This is a genomic window from Streptomyces sp. NPDC048420, assembly GCF_040651535.1.
Lineage (GTDB): Bacteria > Actinomycetota > Actinomycetes > Streptomycetales > Streptomycetaceae > Streptomyces.
The window spans coordinates 33,113-49,014 of record NZ_JBEZKG010000004.1 but is presented as its reverse complement, the minus strand read 5'-3'; the positions used below and the strand labels follow the sequence as shown (position 1 = coordinate 49,014).

Sequence of the window (15,902 nt, the reverse complement as noted above, 5' to 3'; positions counted from 1 at the left end):
GCGGCGCTAGGCCGCCTGCTCGACGAGAAGGCCCGGCATGCTGATGTAGTCGTCTGGCTCACGCACCTGGACCGGCATGGGGAGCCCGAGCAGCGGCGCCACGTCCGCGAGCCGCCCATAGACGATCTTGTAGGTGTGCAGTCGGTGGAACCAGGCCGTCGACATCTGGATGTCGCGCCAGGGCTTGTCCAACTCCTCGATCGCCCAGTACGCGCAGGTGGCTGCTTCCTTCGCCCGCTCGGCGTCGGCGGTGAAGAGCGCCTGCCATTGCGTGATGTGCGGGGTGCCGTCTGGAGAGGGCCACTGTTCCGTCCCGGGAGCGATGTCCCACCGGAGCCAGTCGCGGAGCACTGCCTGCACCGCGAACAGGGGCAGGTCGCCGATGGGAAGGTCCCGGATGGCCATGTCCAGGCGCATCCCCTCGGCGATGGCGAGGGTGAGTTCGTCGGGGCTGATCACCCTGGGGCCGAATCGGTTCGGGCCATGCCACATCGGAGGCGCCCCGTGCGGGTTGTCGTCACCCGGCAGAGCCCCCAGCCAGGACACGATCGCCTCGGCCCAGGGCATGCACTCCGTCAGCGGGTGCTGGCCGCCGTGCGAGGCCGCGTACCGCTCCGTGTGCTCGCGCACGCATGTAGCCATGTCCACCGGCACGTCTGCCTCCTGATGAAGATCCACATCAGCAAGACCCCCGTCTGACCTGACAGAGCGGGGGTCTTGCTGTCGTCCCTCGCGGGCTACGGGGGAAAGCCCGAAGGAGCCTGGTGGCAGCGTAGCCAGCACATTCCCGGCCATGCCTGGGTGATCACGCGATTTGGCTGAATCTCAGCGGTCCCCCGCAATGGCGCCAGCCGCGCCCCAGGCTCGGGTGACGGCCCAGCAGCCCGGTCGTTCTCCGATCATGACGACGGAGAATCCGGTGACCGAACTGGGCGCGTACCTGCAGAACCTCGTGCGCGACGGTCCTGCCGACCCGTTCGCCGCTCGCGGCCCTCGTCCTCAGCGCCGGGATCTGCTGGATCCGCACCGAAGACCAGACCTTGTGGCTGGCACCCGAACGGGACGGCTGGGGCATCGGCTACGGCTACTCGGGCAATGGCTGCCTCGCTCTCGCCCGCCTCGTCGATGTCCTCCTCGACGACATCTCCGCACCTGCTGTACGTCCCGACGCCCCCGCGGCACCGCGTGCCCTGTTCGAGCTCCTGCGCGACGCCCCGGGCACGGCGACCTACACACGAGCCCAGCTGCTCGCAGCCCGAGCCGGATGACCACGGGAGGGCGCTTACCCGCACGCTGAAGCGCGAGGGAGCCTCGTGCACAGGGCATCCCGCCTTTCCTGTCTCGGCAGAGCACAGCGGGCCCTCGTGCTGAGGAACCAAAGAGGGTTCCGCCCCGCTTCCGCCCGGCCCGAGCCGGCGAAAGCGGCCAGATGCAGGGCCGCGCCCGTCGCCGGGAACTGCCTACGGAGGCCGTCGCGCGCTGGCGGAGGTTTGTCAGCCGGTCGAACTAAGCTCCGAAGCATGAGCACCCCCCGCCCCAGAACCGGACCCGTTCGACCCACAAAAGTTCCCCGCTGACCTGGTCGCAGCCCAGCGACAGGTGGCTGATCTGTACGCCGCTCTCCGCGCCCGCCAGGCGACGCTCCCCTGGTCCCGTGAGTCCCATCCCGGCTGGCAAGACGAGACGGAGCGGGGAAGGGAACGGTGCGGCCGACCCGCGTCGCCCGGGTGGACGCCAGAGGAGGCCACCGAGTTCGACAGGCTCATGGAGGAGCTGCGCGCCGCCGCCGCGCTGGTGCAGTGCCACACGTGGTGGGCGCGCTGCGAACGGGAGGGCATCAAGGGTTCAGACATGGTAGCCGCCTGTCAGGCCCTCAAGCACGCGAAGGGCGCTGTTCCGGAAGGCGCGCCCCTTGAGCAGGATGACGTCAGTCCAGCCGCCTGAACCGGCTGCGGGCATGGTCCTTTCCGGCCGAACCTCAGAGCAGTCAAGGGGTACGGGGCCCCGCATCATCGCGCCCTCTTCAAACGCCACGTCGTGGCTGTCCGCTCCATCCGCCTCTACCTTGTGCCCCTCAGCCCCGCAGTGGGCCCCGCCCGCCGTAACGGTTGGCTCTGAGCGGCCCGAGGCGCCGGGTGGCCGCGGCTATTGCTGCTCGGCACGCTTCTTGTCCGCGACCTCCTGGCGGGTCGCGAGCAGACGGCGGGCGCTCTCGACCGCGGCGTCGGCGTCAAGGAGCCAGTGTCCAGGCGTCGGCGGCAGCGTAACTTCCGCCGCTCACCCCCGAACGTCGATTCCACGGTGCGCCGTGCCCACCGCTCGGAGCCCTCGGAGCCCTCCATGCGGGCGCAGATCCGGCCGTAGGCGCCGTGGCGGGCGGGGCACAGCCGGGCCAGTTCCTCGGGGGTGAGCCCCAAGCATGGCCAGCTACAGACATTCAGGAGCTAAGGGATTCGACAAGAGGGCGATAGCGCTCGACTGGCGTGATTGAGTAGCGACTCGCCTCAAGGGTCGAAAGACCTGATTGACGAGTCAATACACCAGTCGATAGGCTTTCAGGGTGAGCTTCGATAGGCGAACCGGAGCGCCACCCATGAAAACTTGACACACACCAGGAACCGACTCGACATCATCGCTGCAGCACAGCGTCGGCAGTGCCGCTGCTCGAGGTGCACTCCGCGCCGACACGCAAAGACCAGCCGTCTACGAGTTCGTACAAGTTCCTGCGCTCGCGTCAAGTCCGAGTGCCTACCAGTTGACGAAGCACCCAACCAGCCCGAGACGGAAGAGAGGTGCCATGACTAGTCCGGAGGCAAACCGCACCGGTGCCGAGCGCAAGGCCATAATCGAGGCAGCCATTCAGGCCCTTGAGCAGGGCGAGGTGATGCTCACCCCGCGGGAAGCGGCCGGCGCCATCGGCTGCGGCGAGAGGTGGCTTCGAGATGGGGCCAACCATCGCGGCTTCCCTCACCACCGCTTCGGCAAATTCCTGCGGTTCAGCCTCCAGGACTGCCGCGAAATCCGGGAGATTCACCGTGAGATGGCCCGGCCGTCGGCACTGGCCAAGGCCCGCCGTCGCAAAGCCACTACACGTAAGTCCACTGGCAGCGGCCCGGCTACACCGGCCTCCGTCCGCCTCAAGCCCGTCGCGTGAGGCGACCCCTAAGGGTACGCCGCGACCGGCAGCCTCACCCCGACTTGCTTTCTCCCAGACGAAGGAGCGCATAGGTCGGCTCGCTCCGCCGGACCCGCCCTGACGTGAGAAAACTCCCGGACCAGGGCGGGTTTTCCCATGCCCGGCAACCTGCACGTCACCCCAACGCGGCTTCTTGACTCACCAAGTGATGGTCTGTCCGTTGCGGACGGTCCGAGTCATGGGGGGGCATCCCGGCCGTCCCACACCCCGCGACACATCTGCCTCATTCAACTGCCGAACTCTGCCCCTACCGCCCAGAAAGAGAGACACCTGATGCCCTACACCGAGTGGCGCGGCAACTTTTGCCGCGTCCGCTGGAAGACCGGCCGCATCAAGCCGAACGGGAAGCCCGAGTACGACAGCCAGGGTGGCTTCACCGACGAGGAGGTCGCCTACGCGTACGGACTGGACCGGGAATCCGACGTTCGTAACGCGCGCTACATAAGCCGCCGCGACGGAAGCATCCTCATGTCCACCTACTGCCCCAAGTGGCTCAAGACGCAGGACGTCGGGCACCTGCGATGGCGAACGATCGACGGCATCCTGCGCAACCACATCGTGCCCTACTGGGGTGAGACCTCCGTGGGCGACATCAAGGCCTCCGACTACCGCGCATGGAGTCTCCATCTGGACGCCCAGCCCGGTGTCGGTGACGCGTACGCCAGAGAGATCCGGCTCGTGTTCAGCATGATCATGGACGATGCAGTCGATGACAGCCTACGGGCCGAATCGCCGGTGAAGAAGAAGTCCCGACGCGGCAAGTACAAGAAGAAGCCCCGGGAGAAGAAGCAGGACATGCAGATGAAGGAGGTGCACCAACTTGCCCTCAATGCGCTTACCTTCTGGGGTTTCGCCGGCTACGTCTTCTTCCTGACGATGCCGTTCACGACCATGCGGCCTGGCGAGCTCTACGCTCTGCGCCGCGAGTTCTGCCACCCGAACTGGCCGGCCTCAGACCCCGACCTGGAACGGCGGAAGGAAGCCCTGGAGCGCTACGGGCCAACGGCACTGCCCGCGCTGCGCGTCCAGTGGCAGTTCCAACGCGAGCGCGGGAAGGGCCCAGTGAAACTCTTCCCGCCGAAGTACGAATCCCATCGAAATCTCTCCCTCCCCGGCTTCCTCGCGGAGCTGCACACGGCGCTCCTCGCCACCCATGATGGCGAGTACCTCTTCCCGGCCATTGGCGGCGGGCTGCTGGCCAACGCAAACTTCAGCTACACGTACTGGCAGCCGATCTCGCGCGGTCGACCGGCCTCCGAGGAGTTCGAGAGGGTTCGCCTGGGCCAGCCCCAGCTGGTCACCTCCCGCCGTCCCCTTCCGGAGGTCCCTGCGACCGCGTACGCCGGGAAGCGGCTATACCTGCTTCGTCACGGCGGCAAGGAGTGGTTGGACGAAGATCGACACAGTCGCATCGCCGTGGAGACCCGCATGGGCCACGAGGTCGCCGGCGTGGAAGGTCTCTACTCGCACGTTACCCTGGCCATGGAGCAGGAGATTGCCGATTCGCTGCAAACCAGGTGGCTGCGCTTCGTGGCAAGCGAGGGAGAGCACTGGAAGGTGCCATCTCCCACTACTCTCCCATTCGATCTTGAAGAGTGGTGGAAACAGCAGGTCAAAGCCGCTCAGGACCTCGACGCATGAAGTGGTTCATGAAGTTCATCTCCACCAAGAGCTTCATGCCCTTCGTCTGGTACCGCATCGCCCTCGGCATCGTCATCATCGCCCTGGTCACAACGGGCGCCCTGAGCCCGCACGCGGCGGAGTCGGCGGGCTGACACAGGGTGGCCCTCACCCAGCAGTTCGCGCGAGTCGCACCGCCCGAGGGCCTTCTGGACGCGGGCTGGGCGGTGTGGGGGCTCATCCGGCACTGCCGTGCGTCCGGAGCGGACTGCGGCGCGGTGACACTGCTCCAGCGTGCGGTCGACGGAGACCCGGGTAGCGCCGGCGGCTTCCTCGACCACCACGAGGTGTACGACGGCTTCGGCGATCCGCCACGACTCCTCGCGCCCGATGCCGTCGTCGTGATCGTCTGGGTCGACTGACCGCCACCGCCCCACAGGGCGTCCACCCCGAACCCCGTGACCAATCACATACGTTGTGCGTAGCCGTCCGGTAGCGGACTGTCAGTTCTTGCGCCTAGGCTTGTGCATATGTTCCCCGATTCCGTGACCTCTGGTTCCGTGCGTTCTGCTGCCGAGGTGAACGAGCAGATCCGGGCCCTCTGGATGCGCGCCGGCGGCACGCTGTCGTCACAGGAGCGCGCGGAGTACGAGCTGTTGGTGGTCGAGTGGGCGGCCGCGATCCGCGCTGACGTCATCGAGGCGGCCTGACCCACCGTCGAGTCCTCGTCGAAGTGAGGTCATGTCATGCGAGCGATCGTCGTGGGCGCGGGCATCGGAGGACTGGCCGCGACGCTGAGCCTGCGTCAGGCCGGCCATGAGGTGACGCTCGTCGAGCAGTCGCGGCGGTTCACCGAGATCGGCGCCGGAATCCAACTCGCGCCCAACGCCACCCGCGTACTGCGCCGCCTCGACCTCCTCGACACGGTCGCCGCACAGGCTTACCGTCCGTCCCACATCAGCTTCCGCACCTGGTCCGACGGCTCCGAGATCGTCCGCTACACCCTGGGCCGCGAGGCCGAGGACGCGTTCGGGGCGCCGTATCTCCAGATCCACCGGGCCGATCTGCACCACGCCCTGGCCACCGCCGTACCCCCGGAGTCGGTGCGGCTGAACACCACCGTCGTGGGCATCGACCAGGACGAGAAGGCGGCCGCCGTGACGACGGCGAGCGGGGAGCGCTGGGAGGCGGACCTGGTCGTGGCGGCGGACGGGGTGCGCTCCGCGGCCCGTCAGTGGCTGTTCGGCGCGGACGAGGCCGTCTTCTCGCGCACCGCCGCCTACCGCGCGCTGCTCCCGGCCGGCCAGCTATCCGATCTGGACCTTCCGGACACCGGCGTCTGGCTCGGCCCGGACCGCCACTTCGTCCACTACTGGCTGCGCCGCGGCGAACTCCTCAACGTCGTGGCCGTGTTCGTGACGGACCGGACGTCCCAGGAGTCCTGGACCGCGCAGGCGGCACCGGGAGAGCCGCTGCGCGCTTTCGCCGGCTGGGACCCCCGGTTGCTGACCGTCCTCGAACGCGCGGGCCAGGTTCTCCACTACGGCATCCACACCCGCGCCCCGCTCACCCGCTGGCACACCGGCCGGGTCACCCTGCTCGGCGACAGCGCCCACGCGATGGTGCCGTTCCAGGCCCAGGGCGCGGCCCAGGCCATCATGGACGCGGCCGTGCTCGGCGACTGCCTCACCGGCGCGGGACCGGACGAGGTGCCCGAGGCGCTCGACCGGTACGTGCGCCGGCGGGTCCCGGCCGCGACCGCCGTACAGGCGGGTTCCGCGCGCGCGGGGCAGGACTACCACCTGCCGGACGGCCCCGAGGCCGACGCCCGCAACGCCCGCATGGTCGCGTTCGCCGCCGAGAACAGGTTCGGCCCGTTCTCGGTCTCCTGGCCGGTGGACGTCCTCACTGACCGATGACCTGTTCGCCGAATGTCACCGCACGCCCCCTTGGCGCGGCCCGCCCCATGCCCAACACTGAGCCGATGACGCAGCGTGTGGAGCTCGCGACCGTGATGGACCGGCTGGCCGTGGATGCCCTCGTCACCGACTACGCCGTGGCCGTGGACGACGGCGACTGGGAGGCCTACCGAAGGCTGTTCACCTCCGACGGGCGGGCCGACTACCGCTCGGCGGGCGGGGTCGAGGGAGGCGCGCACAAGGTCGCCGACTGGCTCGCGGAGAGCCTGGGGCTGTTCTCGATGCGCCAGCATCTGATCGTCAACCGCCGCGTCCGCTTCGGCACCCTCGACCAGGACACCGGGGACACGGCCCGCGTCCAGGCCGACTACATCAACCCGATGCGCTTCGCCGGCACGGACGTCACCGCCACCGCACCCGACTTCGTCTGCGGCGGCCGCTACGCCTTCACGCTGCTGCGCACCGACGACGGCTGGCGGCTGCGCGAGGTCGTCGTAGAGGAGAAGTGGCGCCGTCTGCCGGACCCGCGGCCGACACCTGTGATCAACTGAGCCGACGCCCTCGGGGTGGTCAACCACACGCACAATGGAGACACCCACGGGGTAGGAGGCGCCGTATGAACACGTTCGGCCACTGGCTCGCCTCCCCGTGGCGGCGCTCCATCGTCGCCACACTGGCAGGCGCCCTTCCCGTACTCGCGTTCCCCGCCCCGGACCTGTGGTGGTGTGCCTACGTCGCCCTCGTCCCCTGGATCGCGCTGATCCGTTCCGCTCCCACGGCGAAACGGGCGGCGTACGACGGCTGGGCAGGCGGTTTCGGGTTCATGGTGGGGATGCACCACTGGCTGCTGCCGAGCCTGAGCGTGTTCATCTTCGTCATCGGCGCCCTCCTCGGCGCGCTGTGGGCCCCCTGGGGCGCGCTGGTACGGCACTTCCTGGTCGGGGTCCCCTCGCGCGGCCGGATCGCGGCGGCGCTGGCCGTGCTGCCGTCCGGATGGCTCGGCATCGAACTCGTCCGCTCGTGGCAGGGCCTCGGCGGCCCGTGGGGCGTGCTCGGTTCCACCCAGTGGGAGGTCGAACCGGCGCTTCGGCTGGCCTCGGTCGGCGGGGTGTGGATGATCAGCTTCCTGATCGTGGCCGTCAATGTCGCGGTCGCCGTGCTGGTGACGGTCCGCGCGTCCCGGGTGCCCGCGGTGGCGGGCCTGGTCTCCGCGGCCGCCGTGACCTCGGCGGCCTGGATGTGGTCGCCGCGCCCGGACAACGGGGACACGACACGGATCGCGGTCGTCCAGCCCGGTGTCATCGACGGCCCCGACAAGCGCTTCGCGCGCGAGGAGCAGCTGACCCGCGACCTCGCCGGGCAGGACGTCGACCTGATCGTCTGGGGTGAGAGCAGTGTCGGCTTCGACCTCGGGGACCGGCCCGACCTGGCGAAGCGGATCGCGGTGCTCTCCGAGGAGACCGGCGCCGACATCCTCGTCAACGTGGACGCCCGCCGCTCCGACAAGCCCGGCATCTACAAGAGTTCGGTGCTCGTCGGCCCCGACGGACTTACCGGCGACCGCTACGACAAGATGCGCCTGGTCCCCTTCGGCGAGTACATCCCGGCCCGCTCGCTGCTCGGCTGGGTCACCTCGGTCGGCAAGGCGGCCGCCGAGAACCGCAGGCACGGTTCCGAGCAGGTCGTGATGGACGTCGGGCACGGACTGAAGGTCGGGCCGATGGTGTGCTTCGAGTCGGCGTTCCCCGACATGAGCCGCCATCTCGCCGAGGACGGCGCCCAGTTGCTGATCGCCCAGTCGGCGACCTCGACGTTCCAGCAGAGCTGGGCCCCCGAGCAGCACGCCTCGCTCGCCGCCCTGCGCGCCGCCGAGACCGGCCGCCCGATGGTCCACGCGACCCTCACCGGCGTCTCCGCCGTCTACGACGCGAGCGGTCGGCGCGTCGGCCAGTGGGTCGGCACCGACGCCAGCACCGCGCGCGTGTACGACGTACCGCTGGCGACCGGGACGACGGCGTACGTCCGCTTCGGCGACTGGACCGTGCACGCGGCGCTGCTGATCCTCCTGGCCTGGTGCGCCACGGACGGCCTGCGCGTGCTCCGACTCAGGCGGAGCGCTCCTGAACCGCTTGTACCACCCGCTCGCACAGCTCATGGGTCGCCAACGCGTCCCGGGCGCTGAGCATCTTTCCCGCGCGCACGGCGTCGAGGAAGGCGAGGACCGCCTGCTCGATGCCGCGCTGCCGGGCCACCGGCACCCAGTCGCCGCGTCGGCGCACGGTCGGCTGGCCCTTGTGGTCGATCACCTCGGCGAGATTGAGCACCTGCCGCTTGGTGTCCTGCCCGGACACCTCCAGGATCTCCTCGGCCGAGCCGCTGAGCCGGTTCATCACCCCGAGCGCGGTGAAGCCGTCGCCGGCGAGTTGCAGCACGACGTGGTGCAGCAGCCCGTACTCCACGCGCGCGCGTACCGTCACGTCGTCGACCGGTCCCGGCACCAGGAACCGCAGGGTGTCGACGACATGGATGAAGTCGTCGAGGATCATCGTGCGCGGCTCCTCCGGGAGCCCGATCCGGTTCTTCTGCATGAGGATCAGCTCGCGCGGATGCTCGGCGCACTGCGCGTACCCGGGCGCGAAACGCCGGTTGAACCCGACGGCGAGGCTTACGCTCCGTTCTTCGGCGAGCGCCACCAGCCGTGCGGAGTCGGCGAGTTCGTAGGCGAGGGGCTTGTCGACATAGGTCGGTACGCCCGCCTTCAGGAGCCGCGCGACGATGTCGGGGTGCACGTTCGTCGGCGCGTGCACGAAGGCCGCGTCGAGGTCCTGGGCGAGCAGGGCGTCCAGGTCGGTGTGGCGCTGTGCGTCGGGCAGGCGCAGTCCGTCGGCGACCCTGGTCAGGGTCGCCGGGGTCCGCGTCTGCAGGTGCAGTTCGACCCCGGGCCGGCTGCCGAGCACCGGCAGATACGCCTTCTGCGCGATGTCACCGAGTCCGATGCAGCCGACCTTCACGTGGACTCCTCCAACGGTTGTCTGCCGGGGCCTTGCCGGAAGCATACGGCGGCTGCCGGGGACGCGGAGGGCGCCCGAAAACCGATGGTGGCCATGGACGAACCGGGAAAGGATGCGTACATGACGATCAAGCGCACCGAACCCTCGACCACCGCCGACGAACGCAGCATGCTGGACGGCTGGCTGGACTACCACCGCGAGACCCTCGCCTGGAAATGCGAAGGTCTCACCGACGCCCAGCTGCGGACGGCCGCCGTGGAGCCGTCCACGCTGTCCCTGATGGGCCTGGTGCGGCACATGGCCGAGGTGGAGCGGAGCTGGTACCGCAGGGTCATGGCCGACGAGAACGCGGGGCCGATCTACTACAGCGAAGCCGACCCGGACGGCGACTTCCACATCGCCGAGGCCGACACCTGGGAGGAGGCCCACGCCACCTGGCAGGCCGAGATCGAGGCGGCCCGGAGCATCGCGGCCCGCTTCGGCCTGGACGACATCAGCGTGGGCAAGCACCGCAGGAGCGGCGAGCGGTTCAACCTCCGCTGGATCCACACCCACATGATCGAGGAGTACGCCCGCCACAACGGTCACGCCGACCTGCTCCGCGAGCGCATCGACGGCACGACCGGCGACTGACGTCAGCACAGGGAGGCCCGAGCACGCCGTTCGGGGGCGGAGATCACCCGTGCGGGGCAACCTCCGCTTGTCCGCTGTCGTCCGGGTCGCCCGACCCAGCAGAGTGGCGCGGGTGCATCGAACCACGACTACCGCAACGCTCCTGGTCACCGTGGCTGTCTCGGCCCTCACCGGCTGTGTGACGATCCAGCGTCCACCGGTGTCCGGGCCACCGCCGTCCACAGCTCCTTCCCAGCTGCCGGGACCGGGGGACGCCCGTCCGGACGGTCAGGCGGAGCCGCAGATCGTGCAGGCCCCGGCCCAGGAGGCGCTGTCCATGATCGCCCCGTCCAGGTCCTCGAAGCCGAGCGGCGGCGCGCCGCGCGGTACGGGTTCCGGGGCCGCGGCGACCCCGGAGCAGCCGCAGAAGGGACAGCCGGCCCACACGCGTCCGGAACATCCGGAGCACCCCGGGCGCCCGGCGCATCCGGAACCCCGGCACCCGGAGGCACGGCACCCCAGGCAACCGCGTGTGGAGATCCCGGACGTGGCGAAGTCGGTTCCCAAGTCGGTGCCCAGGAACGCGCAGGACGTGTGCGCGCTGGGCAAGAAGTACGGACGTTGGCGGGAGGGCAGCCCGGAGTCGGTCATCTGCGACCAGACGTACGGTCGTTGAGTCTCCCGGGGTTCAGGGCCGCTGCCTCGGCGGCCCCCATCCTCCGTCGGCGGAGCCCGTTTCACCGAGTCGCAGTTCCAGTCTGCTGATCGCGGCCCGCACCCCGTCGCTGTAGGTGTCCTCCCCGAGGGCGGCCGACGCTCTGCGGGCCCGGCGGACATGGGTGCGGGCGGCGTCCGTACGGCCGAGCCGCACATAGTCCGCGGCCAGATTCAGATGCAGCGACGGGTACAGGGCGCGCACGGCGAGCGCTTCTTCGTGCCGGGCCAGGCGGTCGTCGGTGAGTTCCTCCGCGGCTGTCAACGCCCTGAGGTCCCAGGCCAGTTCGTCGCAGGGGTCGTCCTGGGCGTCGGCCATGTAGTGCGCGAGCGTGCAGCGGTGCAGCGGGTCGCCGTCCTCGCCGATCTCCGTCCACAGGTCCAGGAAGCGGTGCCGGGCCTCCTCGCGGTCCCCCGCGTGGCACAGCATGACGACCTGCCCGATCCGTGTCATCACGGCATCAGGCGCCGTCTGCTCCTGTCGCTCCGTCACCGCGTCCTCCGGGCCTTCGTCGGATGTGGTCGCTCGTCCCTTCCGACGCTAGGGCCTGTACGGCGGATCACGTCGGCGGCGCGTGGCCGGGTACGCCCATCCGCGGCGTTGTCGTCGGTTCCGGGTCCCGGCAGGGACCCCGTCGGTTCACAGCTGCGTGCAGCGGGCCGGATCCCTGCGGCACCGGCCCGGTTGCGGGGGGTCAGCCGAGGTTCGGGATCGTCCAGTCGATCGGCTCGTGGCCCTGCCGGGCGACCGCCTCGTTGATCTGGGTGAAGGGGCGGGAGCCGAAGAACTTCTTGGCCGACAGCGGAGAGGGATGCGCCCCCTTGACCACCACATGGCGGCTCTCGTCGATCAGGGGGAGCTTCTTCTGGGCGTAGTTGCCCCACAGTACGAAGACCGCCGGGTCGGGCCGCTCGGCCACCGCGCGGATCACCGCGTCGGTGAACTTCTCCCAGCCCTTGCCCTTGTGCGAGTTGGCCTCGCCGGAGCGGACCGTGAGCACCGCGTTGAGCAGCAGGACGCCCTGCTGGGCCCACGGCATGAGGTAGCCGTTGTCGGGGATCCCGGTGCCCAGTTCCTCCTTCATCTCCTTGTAGATGTTCCGGAGGGAGGGCGGGGTCCTGACGCCGGGGCGGACCGAGAAGCACAGGCCGTGCCCCTGGCCCTCGCCGTGGTACGGGTCCTGGCCGAGGATCAGGACCTTCACCCGGTCGTACGGCGTCGCGTCGAGGGCGGCGAAGACCTCCTCGCGCGGCGGGTAGACGGGACCCTTCGCCCGCTCGTCCTCGACGAACTCCGTCAGCTCCTTGAAGTAGGGCTGCTGGAGCTCGTCGCCCAGAACCCCGCGCCAGGACTCGGGAAGCATGGCGATGTCGGTCACGTCAATTCCTCACGATGTGCGGTCACTTGCAGGCCTCAGAACCTACAGGCGTCCACTGACAATCGCTGCTACCAGCTGGTCTTCCAGTACAGCTCCCACATCGTCATCATGGTCGCCGGGTCGATGACCTTCTCCAGGCCGGCGATCTCCTCGTTCGCGGCCACGTACTGCTTGCCCTGCCACAGCGGCAGCAGCCGTGCGTCGTTCGCGAAGACCTGCTGGGCGTCCTCGATCTGCGGGCCCACGGCCCCGCGGTCGCTCTCCGCGCGGGACTCCGGCAGCAGCCTGCCGGTGATCTCCGGGGCGTCGTACGGGGTGCCGAGCGCGTTCTGCTCGCCCACGAAGGGCGCGATGAAGTTGTCGGCGTCGTGGAAGTCGGGGAACCAGCCGCGCCCGAACACCGGGTACTCGCCCTTCTGGTAGCCCTCGACGTAGGTCTTCCACGGGCGGCTCTTGAGGGTGATCGTGAAGAGGCCGGACGCCTCCAGCTGCTTCTTCAGCTCCTCGAAGGCGGGCTTGGTCGTCGAGCCGTAGCGGTCGCTGGTGTACCAGAGGGTCAGCGGGACGCGCTCGGTGATCCCCGCCGCCGTGAGCATCTTCTTGGCCTTGGCGACACTGGGGTCACCGAAGTCGTCGAAGAAGCTCGTGGTGTGGCCGGTGAGTCCGGCCGGGACCATCGAGTACAGCGGCTCGACGGTGTCCTTGTAGACGTAGTGCACGAGGGCCGGGCGGTCGACGATCTGGGCGACGGCCTTGCGGACCGCGGGCTTGGCGGCCCACGGGTCGCTGGGGTTGAACACCAGGTAACTGATCTCGGTGGTGGGGTTCTCCACCAGCTGGAGCCCCTCCTTCTGCTGGTTGACCTCGATGTCCACGGTGTCGGAGGCGCCGAGCCCGCGGTAGACGACCGAGATCTCCTTGTTCTTGAGGGCCTTGACCATCTCGTCCGACTGCGGGAAGTAGCGGATGGTGACGGCGTCGTTCTTGAGGTCCGCTATGCCCTTGTAGTTGTCGTTGCGGACGAGGCCGGCCTTCACGCCCTCCTCGTAGGAGTCGAGGCTGTAGGGGCCCGAGCCGGTGATCTTCCCGTCCTTGCGGAGAGCGTTCGCCGGGTAGTCGTCGGGGTCCACGATCGACATGGCCGGCGTGGTGAGCACCAGGGGGAAGGTGGCGTCGGGCTGGGTGAGATGGAAGACCACCTCGCGGTCGTTCTTCACCTGCACCCGGGAGAGCGTTCCCAGCAGGCCCGCGGGGCCGCCGTTGACGTTGATCTTCCTGATCCGGTCGAACGAGTACTTGACGGCCTCGGCGTTCAGCGGGTCCCCGTCGGAGAACTTCAGGCCCTCGCGCAGGGTGCAGCTGTACTCGGTGCTCGACGTGTCCGTGAACTCGCAGCTCTCGGCGGCGTCGGGTTCCGGATCGGAGCCACCGGGGCTGTAGTTCAGGAGCGTCTGGTAGACGTTGCGGAACAGCTCCCAGGAGTTGTCCCAGGAGGCCGCGGGGTCCAGCGTGGCCGGGGCGCTGGTGGTTCCCACCACGATGGTCTTGCCGTCGTCGGAGGAGTCCGAGGAGAACACCCCGCATCCGGCCACCGTGGATATGGACACGAGGGCCGCGAGGGGCGGCAGGTACCGGTTCCGCTTGAACACGCGCTTGCTCCTCGAAATGCCGTACCAAGGGTCGGCAAAACATACCGCAGCGCCGCGCACACTCAACCGCCTCGTTCACGGCCGTCTTGATCACCGGACTGGTGATGGCCCTGTAATGCCCGTGTGCGGCTTTTGTGCTCGACACGGGCGCTGTCGCTGTAAACAAGCGCCCGTGTCGGACGGGAGAGGCTCAGCCCACGCCGGCGTTGAGGAAGATGCCGCCGTCGACGACGAGCGTCTGACCGGTGACCCAGTCGGACTGCGCCGAGGTCAGGAAGGCCGCGGCGCCGCCGATGTCGGAGGGCACGCCGAGCCGGGCCAGCGGGTAGGACGCGGCGGCCTCGGCCTCGCGCCCCTCGTACAGCGCGGAGGCGAACTTGGTCTTCACGACGGCCGGGGCGATCGCGTTGACCCGCACCCCCGGCGCGAACTCGTGCGCCAGCTGCTGGGTGAGGTTGATCAGCGCGGCCTTGCTGACGCCGTACGCGGCGATGAAGGGCGAGGGCGCGATGCCCGCGACGGAGGCGATGTTGACGATCGCGCCGCCGTTGTCCTTCTGCCAGGCGTGCCAGGTCTTCTGCGCGAAGCCGAGCGCGGAGATCACGTTGGTCTCGAAGACCTTGCGCGCCACGTTCAGGTCGAGGTCGGCGATCGGCCCGAACACCGGATTGGTACCGGCGTTGTTGACCAGGTAGTCGACTCGTCCGAAGGCTTCCATGGCGCGCTCGACGGCGACGGCCTGGTGGGCCTCGTCGTGCGCCTTGCCTGCCACACCGATGGCCCGGTCGGCGCCGAGCTGCTCGACGGCCTCCTTGAGGGCGTCCTCGTTGCGGCCGGTGATGACGACCCGGTCGCCGCGCGCGACGAGCGCCTCGGCGACTCCGTACCCGATACCGCGGCTGGCGCCCGTGATGAGCGCGACCTTGCCGGAGAGTTCAGTCATGTCCGTGGTTCTCCGTGATCCCTAGTCGAGCGGTCCGCCGGCGACGTACAGCACCTGGCCGGAGACGAATCCGGCCGCCTCGCCCGTGAAGAAGGCGATCGCGTTGGCGATGTCCTCGGCCTCGCCCACGCGCGCGACCGGGATCTGGGTGGCGGCCGCGGCCTTGAACTCCTCGAAGCCCATGCCCACGCGCTCGGCGGTGGCGGCGGTCATGTCGGTGGCGATGAAGCCGGGGGCGACGGCGTTGGCGGTGATGCCGAACTTGCCGAGCTCGATGGCGAGGGTCTTGGTGAAGCCCTGGAGACCGGCCTTGGCGGCGGAGTAGTTGGCCTGGCCGCGGTTGCCGAGCGCCGAGGACGACGACAGGTTGACGATCCGGCCGAAGCCCGCGTCCACCATGTGCTTCTGGATGGCCTTGGTCACCAGGAACGAGCCCTTGAGGTGCACGTTCAGGACGGTGTCCCAGTCGGAGACGCTCATCTTGAACAGCAGGTTGTCGCGGAGCACGCCCGCGTTGTTGACCAGGATGGTGGGAGCGCCGAGCTCCTCGACCACGCGCGCGATGGCGGCCTGCACCTGGGCCTCGTCGGAGACGTCCGCGCCGACCGCGATCGCCCGGCCGCCGGCCGCGGTGATCTTCTCCACGGTGTCCTTGCAGGCGGCCTCGTCGAGGTCGATCACGGCGACCGCGCGACCCTCGGCCGCCAGTCGTACGGCGGTGGCGGCGCCGATGCCGCGCGCGGCACCGGTGACGACGGCTACGCGCTGCTCTGTGCTGGACATTCTGGTTCTCCTCGCCCTCGAGAATTTCGCCCTGGGGAATCACCCTGCTGGGAATCGCCCTGCGAAGGTGCGGCCC

General features: G+C 69.2%; 18 protein-coding genes and 1 pseudogene. 12 read left to right on the top strand and 7 right to left on the bottom strand.

Annotation, left to right across the window (positions count from 1 at the left end; translation table 11 throughout):
* Positions 1–6: 6 nt before the first annotated feature.
* A complete protein-coding gene (locus AB0D34_RS07585) occupies positions 7–630 on the bottom strand; it encodes a hypothetical protein (RefSeq protein ID WP_362657997.1) in 624 nt (207 codons plus the stop codon).
* Positions 631–1,040: 410 nt separating this feature from the next.
* Between AB0D34_RS07585 and AB0D34_RS07580 the strand changes: the two genes are divergently transcribed.
* The 10 genes and pseudogenes from AB0D34_RS07580 to lnt all read left to right on the top strand — a co-directional run bounded on the left by AB0D34_RS07580 (position 1,041) and on the right by lnt (position 8,917).
* On the top strand, positions 1,041–1,268 hold the full coding sequence (locus AB0D34_RS07580) for a hypothetical protein (RefSeq protein ID WP_362657995.1): 228 nt from the start codon (positions 1,041–1,043) through the stop codon (positions 1,266–1,268).
* A 496-nt stretch (positions 1,269–1,764) separates the two neighbouring features.
* On the top strand, positions 1,765–1,944 hold the full coding sequence (locus tag AB0D34_RS07575) for a hypothetical protein (protein ID WP_362657992.1): 180 nt from the start codon (positions 1,765–1,767) through the stop codon (positions 1,942–1,944).
* Positions 1,945–2,797: 853 nt separating this feature from the next.
* Complete coding sequence (locus AB0D34_RS07570) at positions 2,798–3,154, top strand: hypothetical protein (RefSeq protein ID WP_362657989.1); 357 nt, start codon at positions 2,798–2,800, stop codon at positions 3,152–3,154.
* 315 nt (positions 3,155–3,469) lie between these two features.
* Positions 3,470–4,837: an integrase gene (locus AB0D34_RS07565; protein ID WP_362657986.1), complete on the top strand. Its 1,368-nt coding sequence runs from the start codon at positions 3,470–3,472 to the stop codon at positions 4,835–4,837.
* Positions 4,834–4,971, top strand: a pseudogene (locus AB0D34_RS07560) (undecaprenyl-diphosphatase); the annotation flags it as partial. The gene AB0D34_RS07565 and the pseudogene AB0D34_RS07560, both read left to right, overlap by 4 nt.
* Positions 4,972–4,977: 6 nt before the next feature.
* Positions 4,978–5,238 (top strand): hypothetical protein, encoded by a 261-nt coding sequence (locus tag AB0D34_RS07555; protein WP_362657983.1) that lies wholly within the window; start codon positions 4,978–4,980, stop codon positions 5,236–5,238.
* Between the two features lie 108 nt (positions 5,239–5,346).
* Positions 5,347–5,526 carry a hypothetical protein gene (locus tag AB0D34_RS07550; protein ID WP_362657980.1) on the top strand — a complete coding sequence of 60 codons (180 nt, stop codon included), beginning with the start codon at positions 5,347–5,349 and terminating at the stop codon, positions 5,524–5,526.
* A gap of 36 nt (positions 5,527–5,562) precedes the next feature.
* A complete protein-coding gene (locus AB0D34_RS07545) occupies positions 5,563–6,735 on the top strand; it encodes an FAD-dependent monooxygenase (protein ID WP_362657977.1) in 1,173 nt (390 codons plus the stop codon).
* Between the two features lie 65 nt (positions 6,736–6,800).
* Positions 6,801–7,286 (top strand): nuclear transport factor 2 family protein, encoded by a 486-nt coding sequence (locus tag AB0D34_RS07540; protein ID WP_362657974.1) that lies wholly within the window; start codon positions 6,801–6,803, stop codon positions 7,284–7,286.
* 65 nt (positions 7,287–7,351) lie between these two features.
* A complete protein-coding gene (gene lnt / locus AB0D34_RS07535; RefSeq protein WP_362657971.1) occupies positions 7,352–8,917 on the top strand; it encodes an apolipoprotein N-acyltransferase in 1,566 nt (521 codons plus the stop codon).
* Here the strand turns inward: lnt and AB0D34_RS07530 are convergent.
* Complete coding sequence (locus AB0D34_RS07530) at positions 8,841–9,746, bottom strand: Gfo/Idh/MocA family oxidoreductase (protein WP_362657969.1); 906 nt, start codon at positions 9,744–9,746, stop codon at positions 8,841–8,843. The genes lnt and AB0D34_RS07530 overlap by 77 nt on opposite strands.
* Positions 9,747–9,866: 120 nt before the next feature.
* On the opposite strand from AB0D34_RS07530, the gene AB0D34_RS07525 reads away from it, so the two are divergent.
* Both AB0D34_RS07525 and AB0D34_RS07520 read left to right on the top strand, forming a co-directional pair.
* Positions 9,867–10,379 (top strand): DinB family protein, encoded by a 513-nt coding sequence (locus tag AB0D34_RS07525; protein ID WP_362657966.1) that lies wholly within the window; start codon positions 9,867–9,869, stop codon positions 10,377–10,379.
* A 112-nt stretch (positions 10,380–10,491) separates the two neighbouring features.
* The gene (locus tag AB0D34_RS07520) at positions 10,492–11,034 is read left to right on the top strand and encodes a hypothetical protein (protein ID WP_362657963.1); all 543 of its coding nucleotides are present in this window, start codon (positions 10,492–10,494) and stop codon (positions 11,032–11,034) included.
* 12 nt (positions 11,035–11,046) lie between these two features.
* Here AB0D34_RS07520 and AB0D34_RS07515 read toward each other — a convergent pair whose 3' ends face one another.
* From AB0D34_RS07515 to fabG, 5 genes are all read right to left on the bottom strand, one after another.
* The gene (locus AB0D34_RS07515; protein ID WP_362657960.1) at positions 11,047–11,565 is read right to left on the bottom strand and encodes a hypothetical protein; all 519 of its coding nucleotides are present in this window, start codon (positions 11,563–11,565) and stop codon (positions 11,047–11,049) included.
* 202 nt (positions 11,566–11,767) lie between these two features.
* Entirely contained in the window at positions 11,768–12,451 is a 684-nt protein-coding gene (locus AB0D34_RS07510) for a uracil-DNA glycosylase (RefSeq protein ID WP_362657957.1), read from the bottom strand.
* Between the two features lie 68 nt (positions 12,452–12,519).
* Positions 12,520–14,100, bottom strand: a complete 1,581-nt coding sequence (locus AB0D34_RS07505) for an ABC transporter substrate-binding protein (protein WP_362657954.1) — start codon at positions 14,098–14,100, stop codon at positions 12,520–12,522.
* Positions 14,101–14,290: 190 nt separating this feature from the next.
* Positions 14,291–15,043, bottom strand: a complete 753-nt coding sequence (locus AB0D34_RS07500) for an SDR family oxidoreductase (RefSeq protein ID WP_362657952.1) — start codon at positions 15,041–15,043, stop codon at positions 14,291–14,293.
* 21 nt (positions 15,044–15,064) lie between these two features.
* On the bottom strand, positions 15,065–15,826 hold the full coding sequence (gene fabG / locus AB0D34_RS07495) for a 3-oxoacyl-ACP reductase FabG (RefSeq protein WP_362657949.1): 762 nt from the start codon (positions 15,824–15,826) through the stop codon (positions 15,065–15,067).
* Between the last annotated feature and the right edge of the window lie 76 nt (positions 15,827–15,902).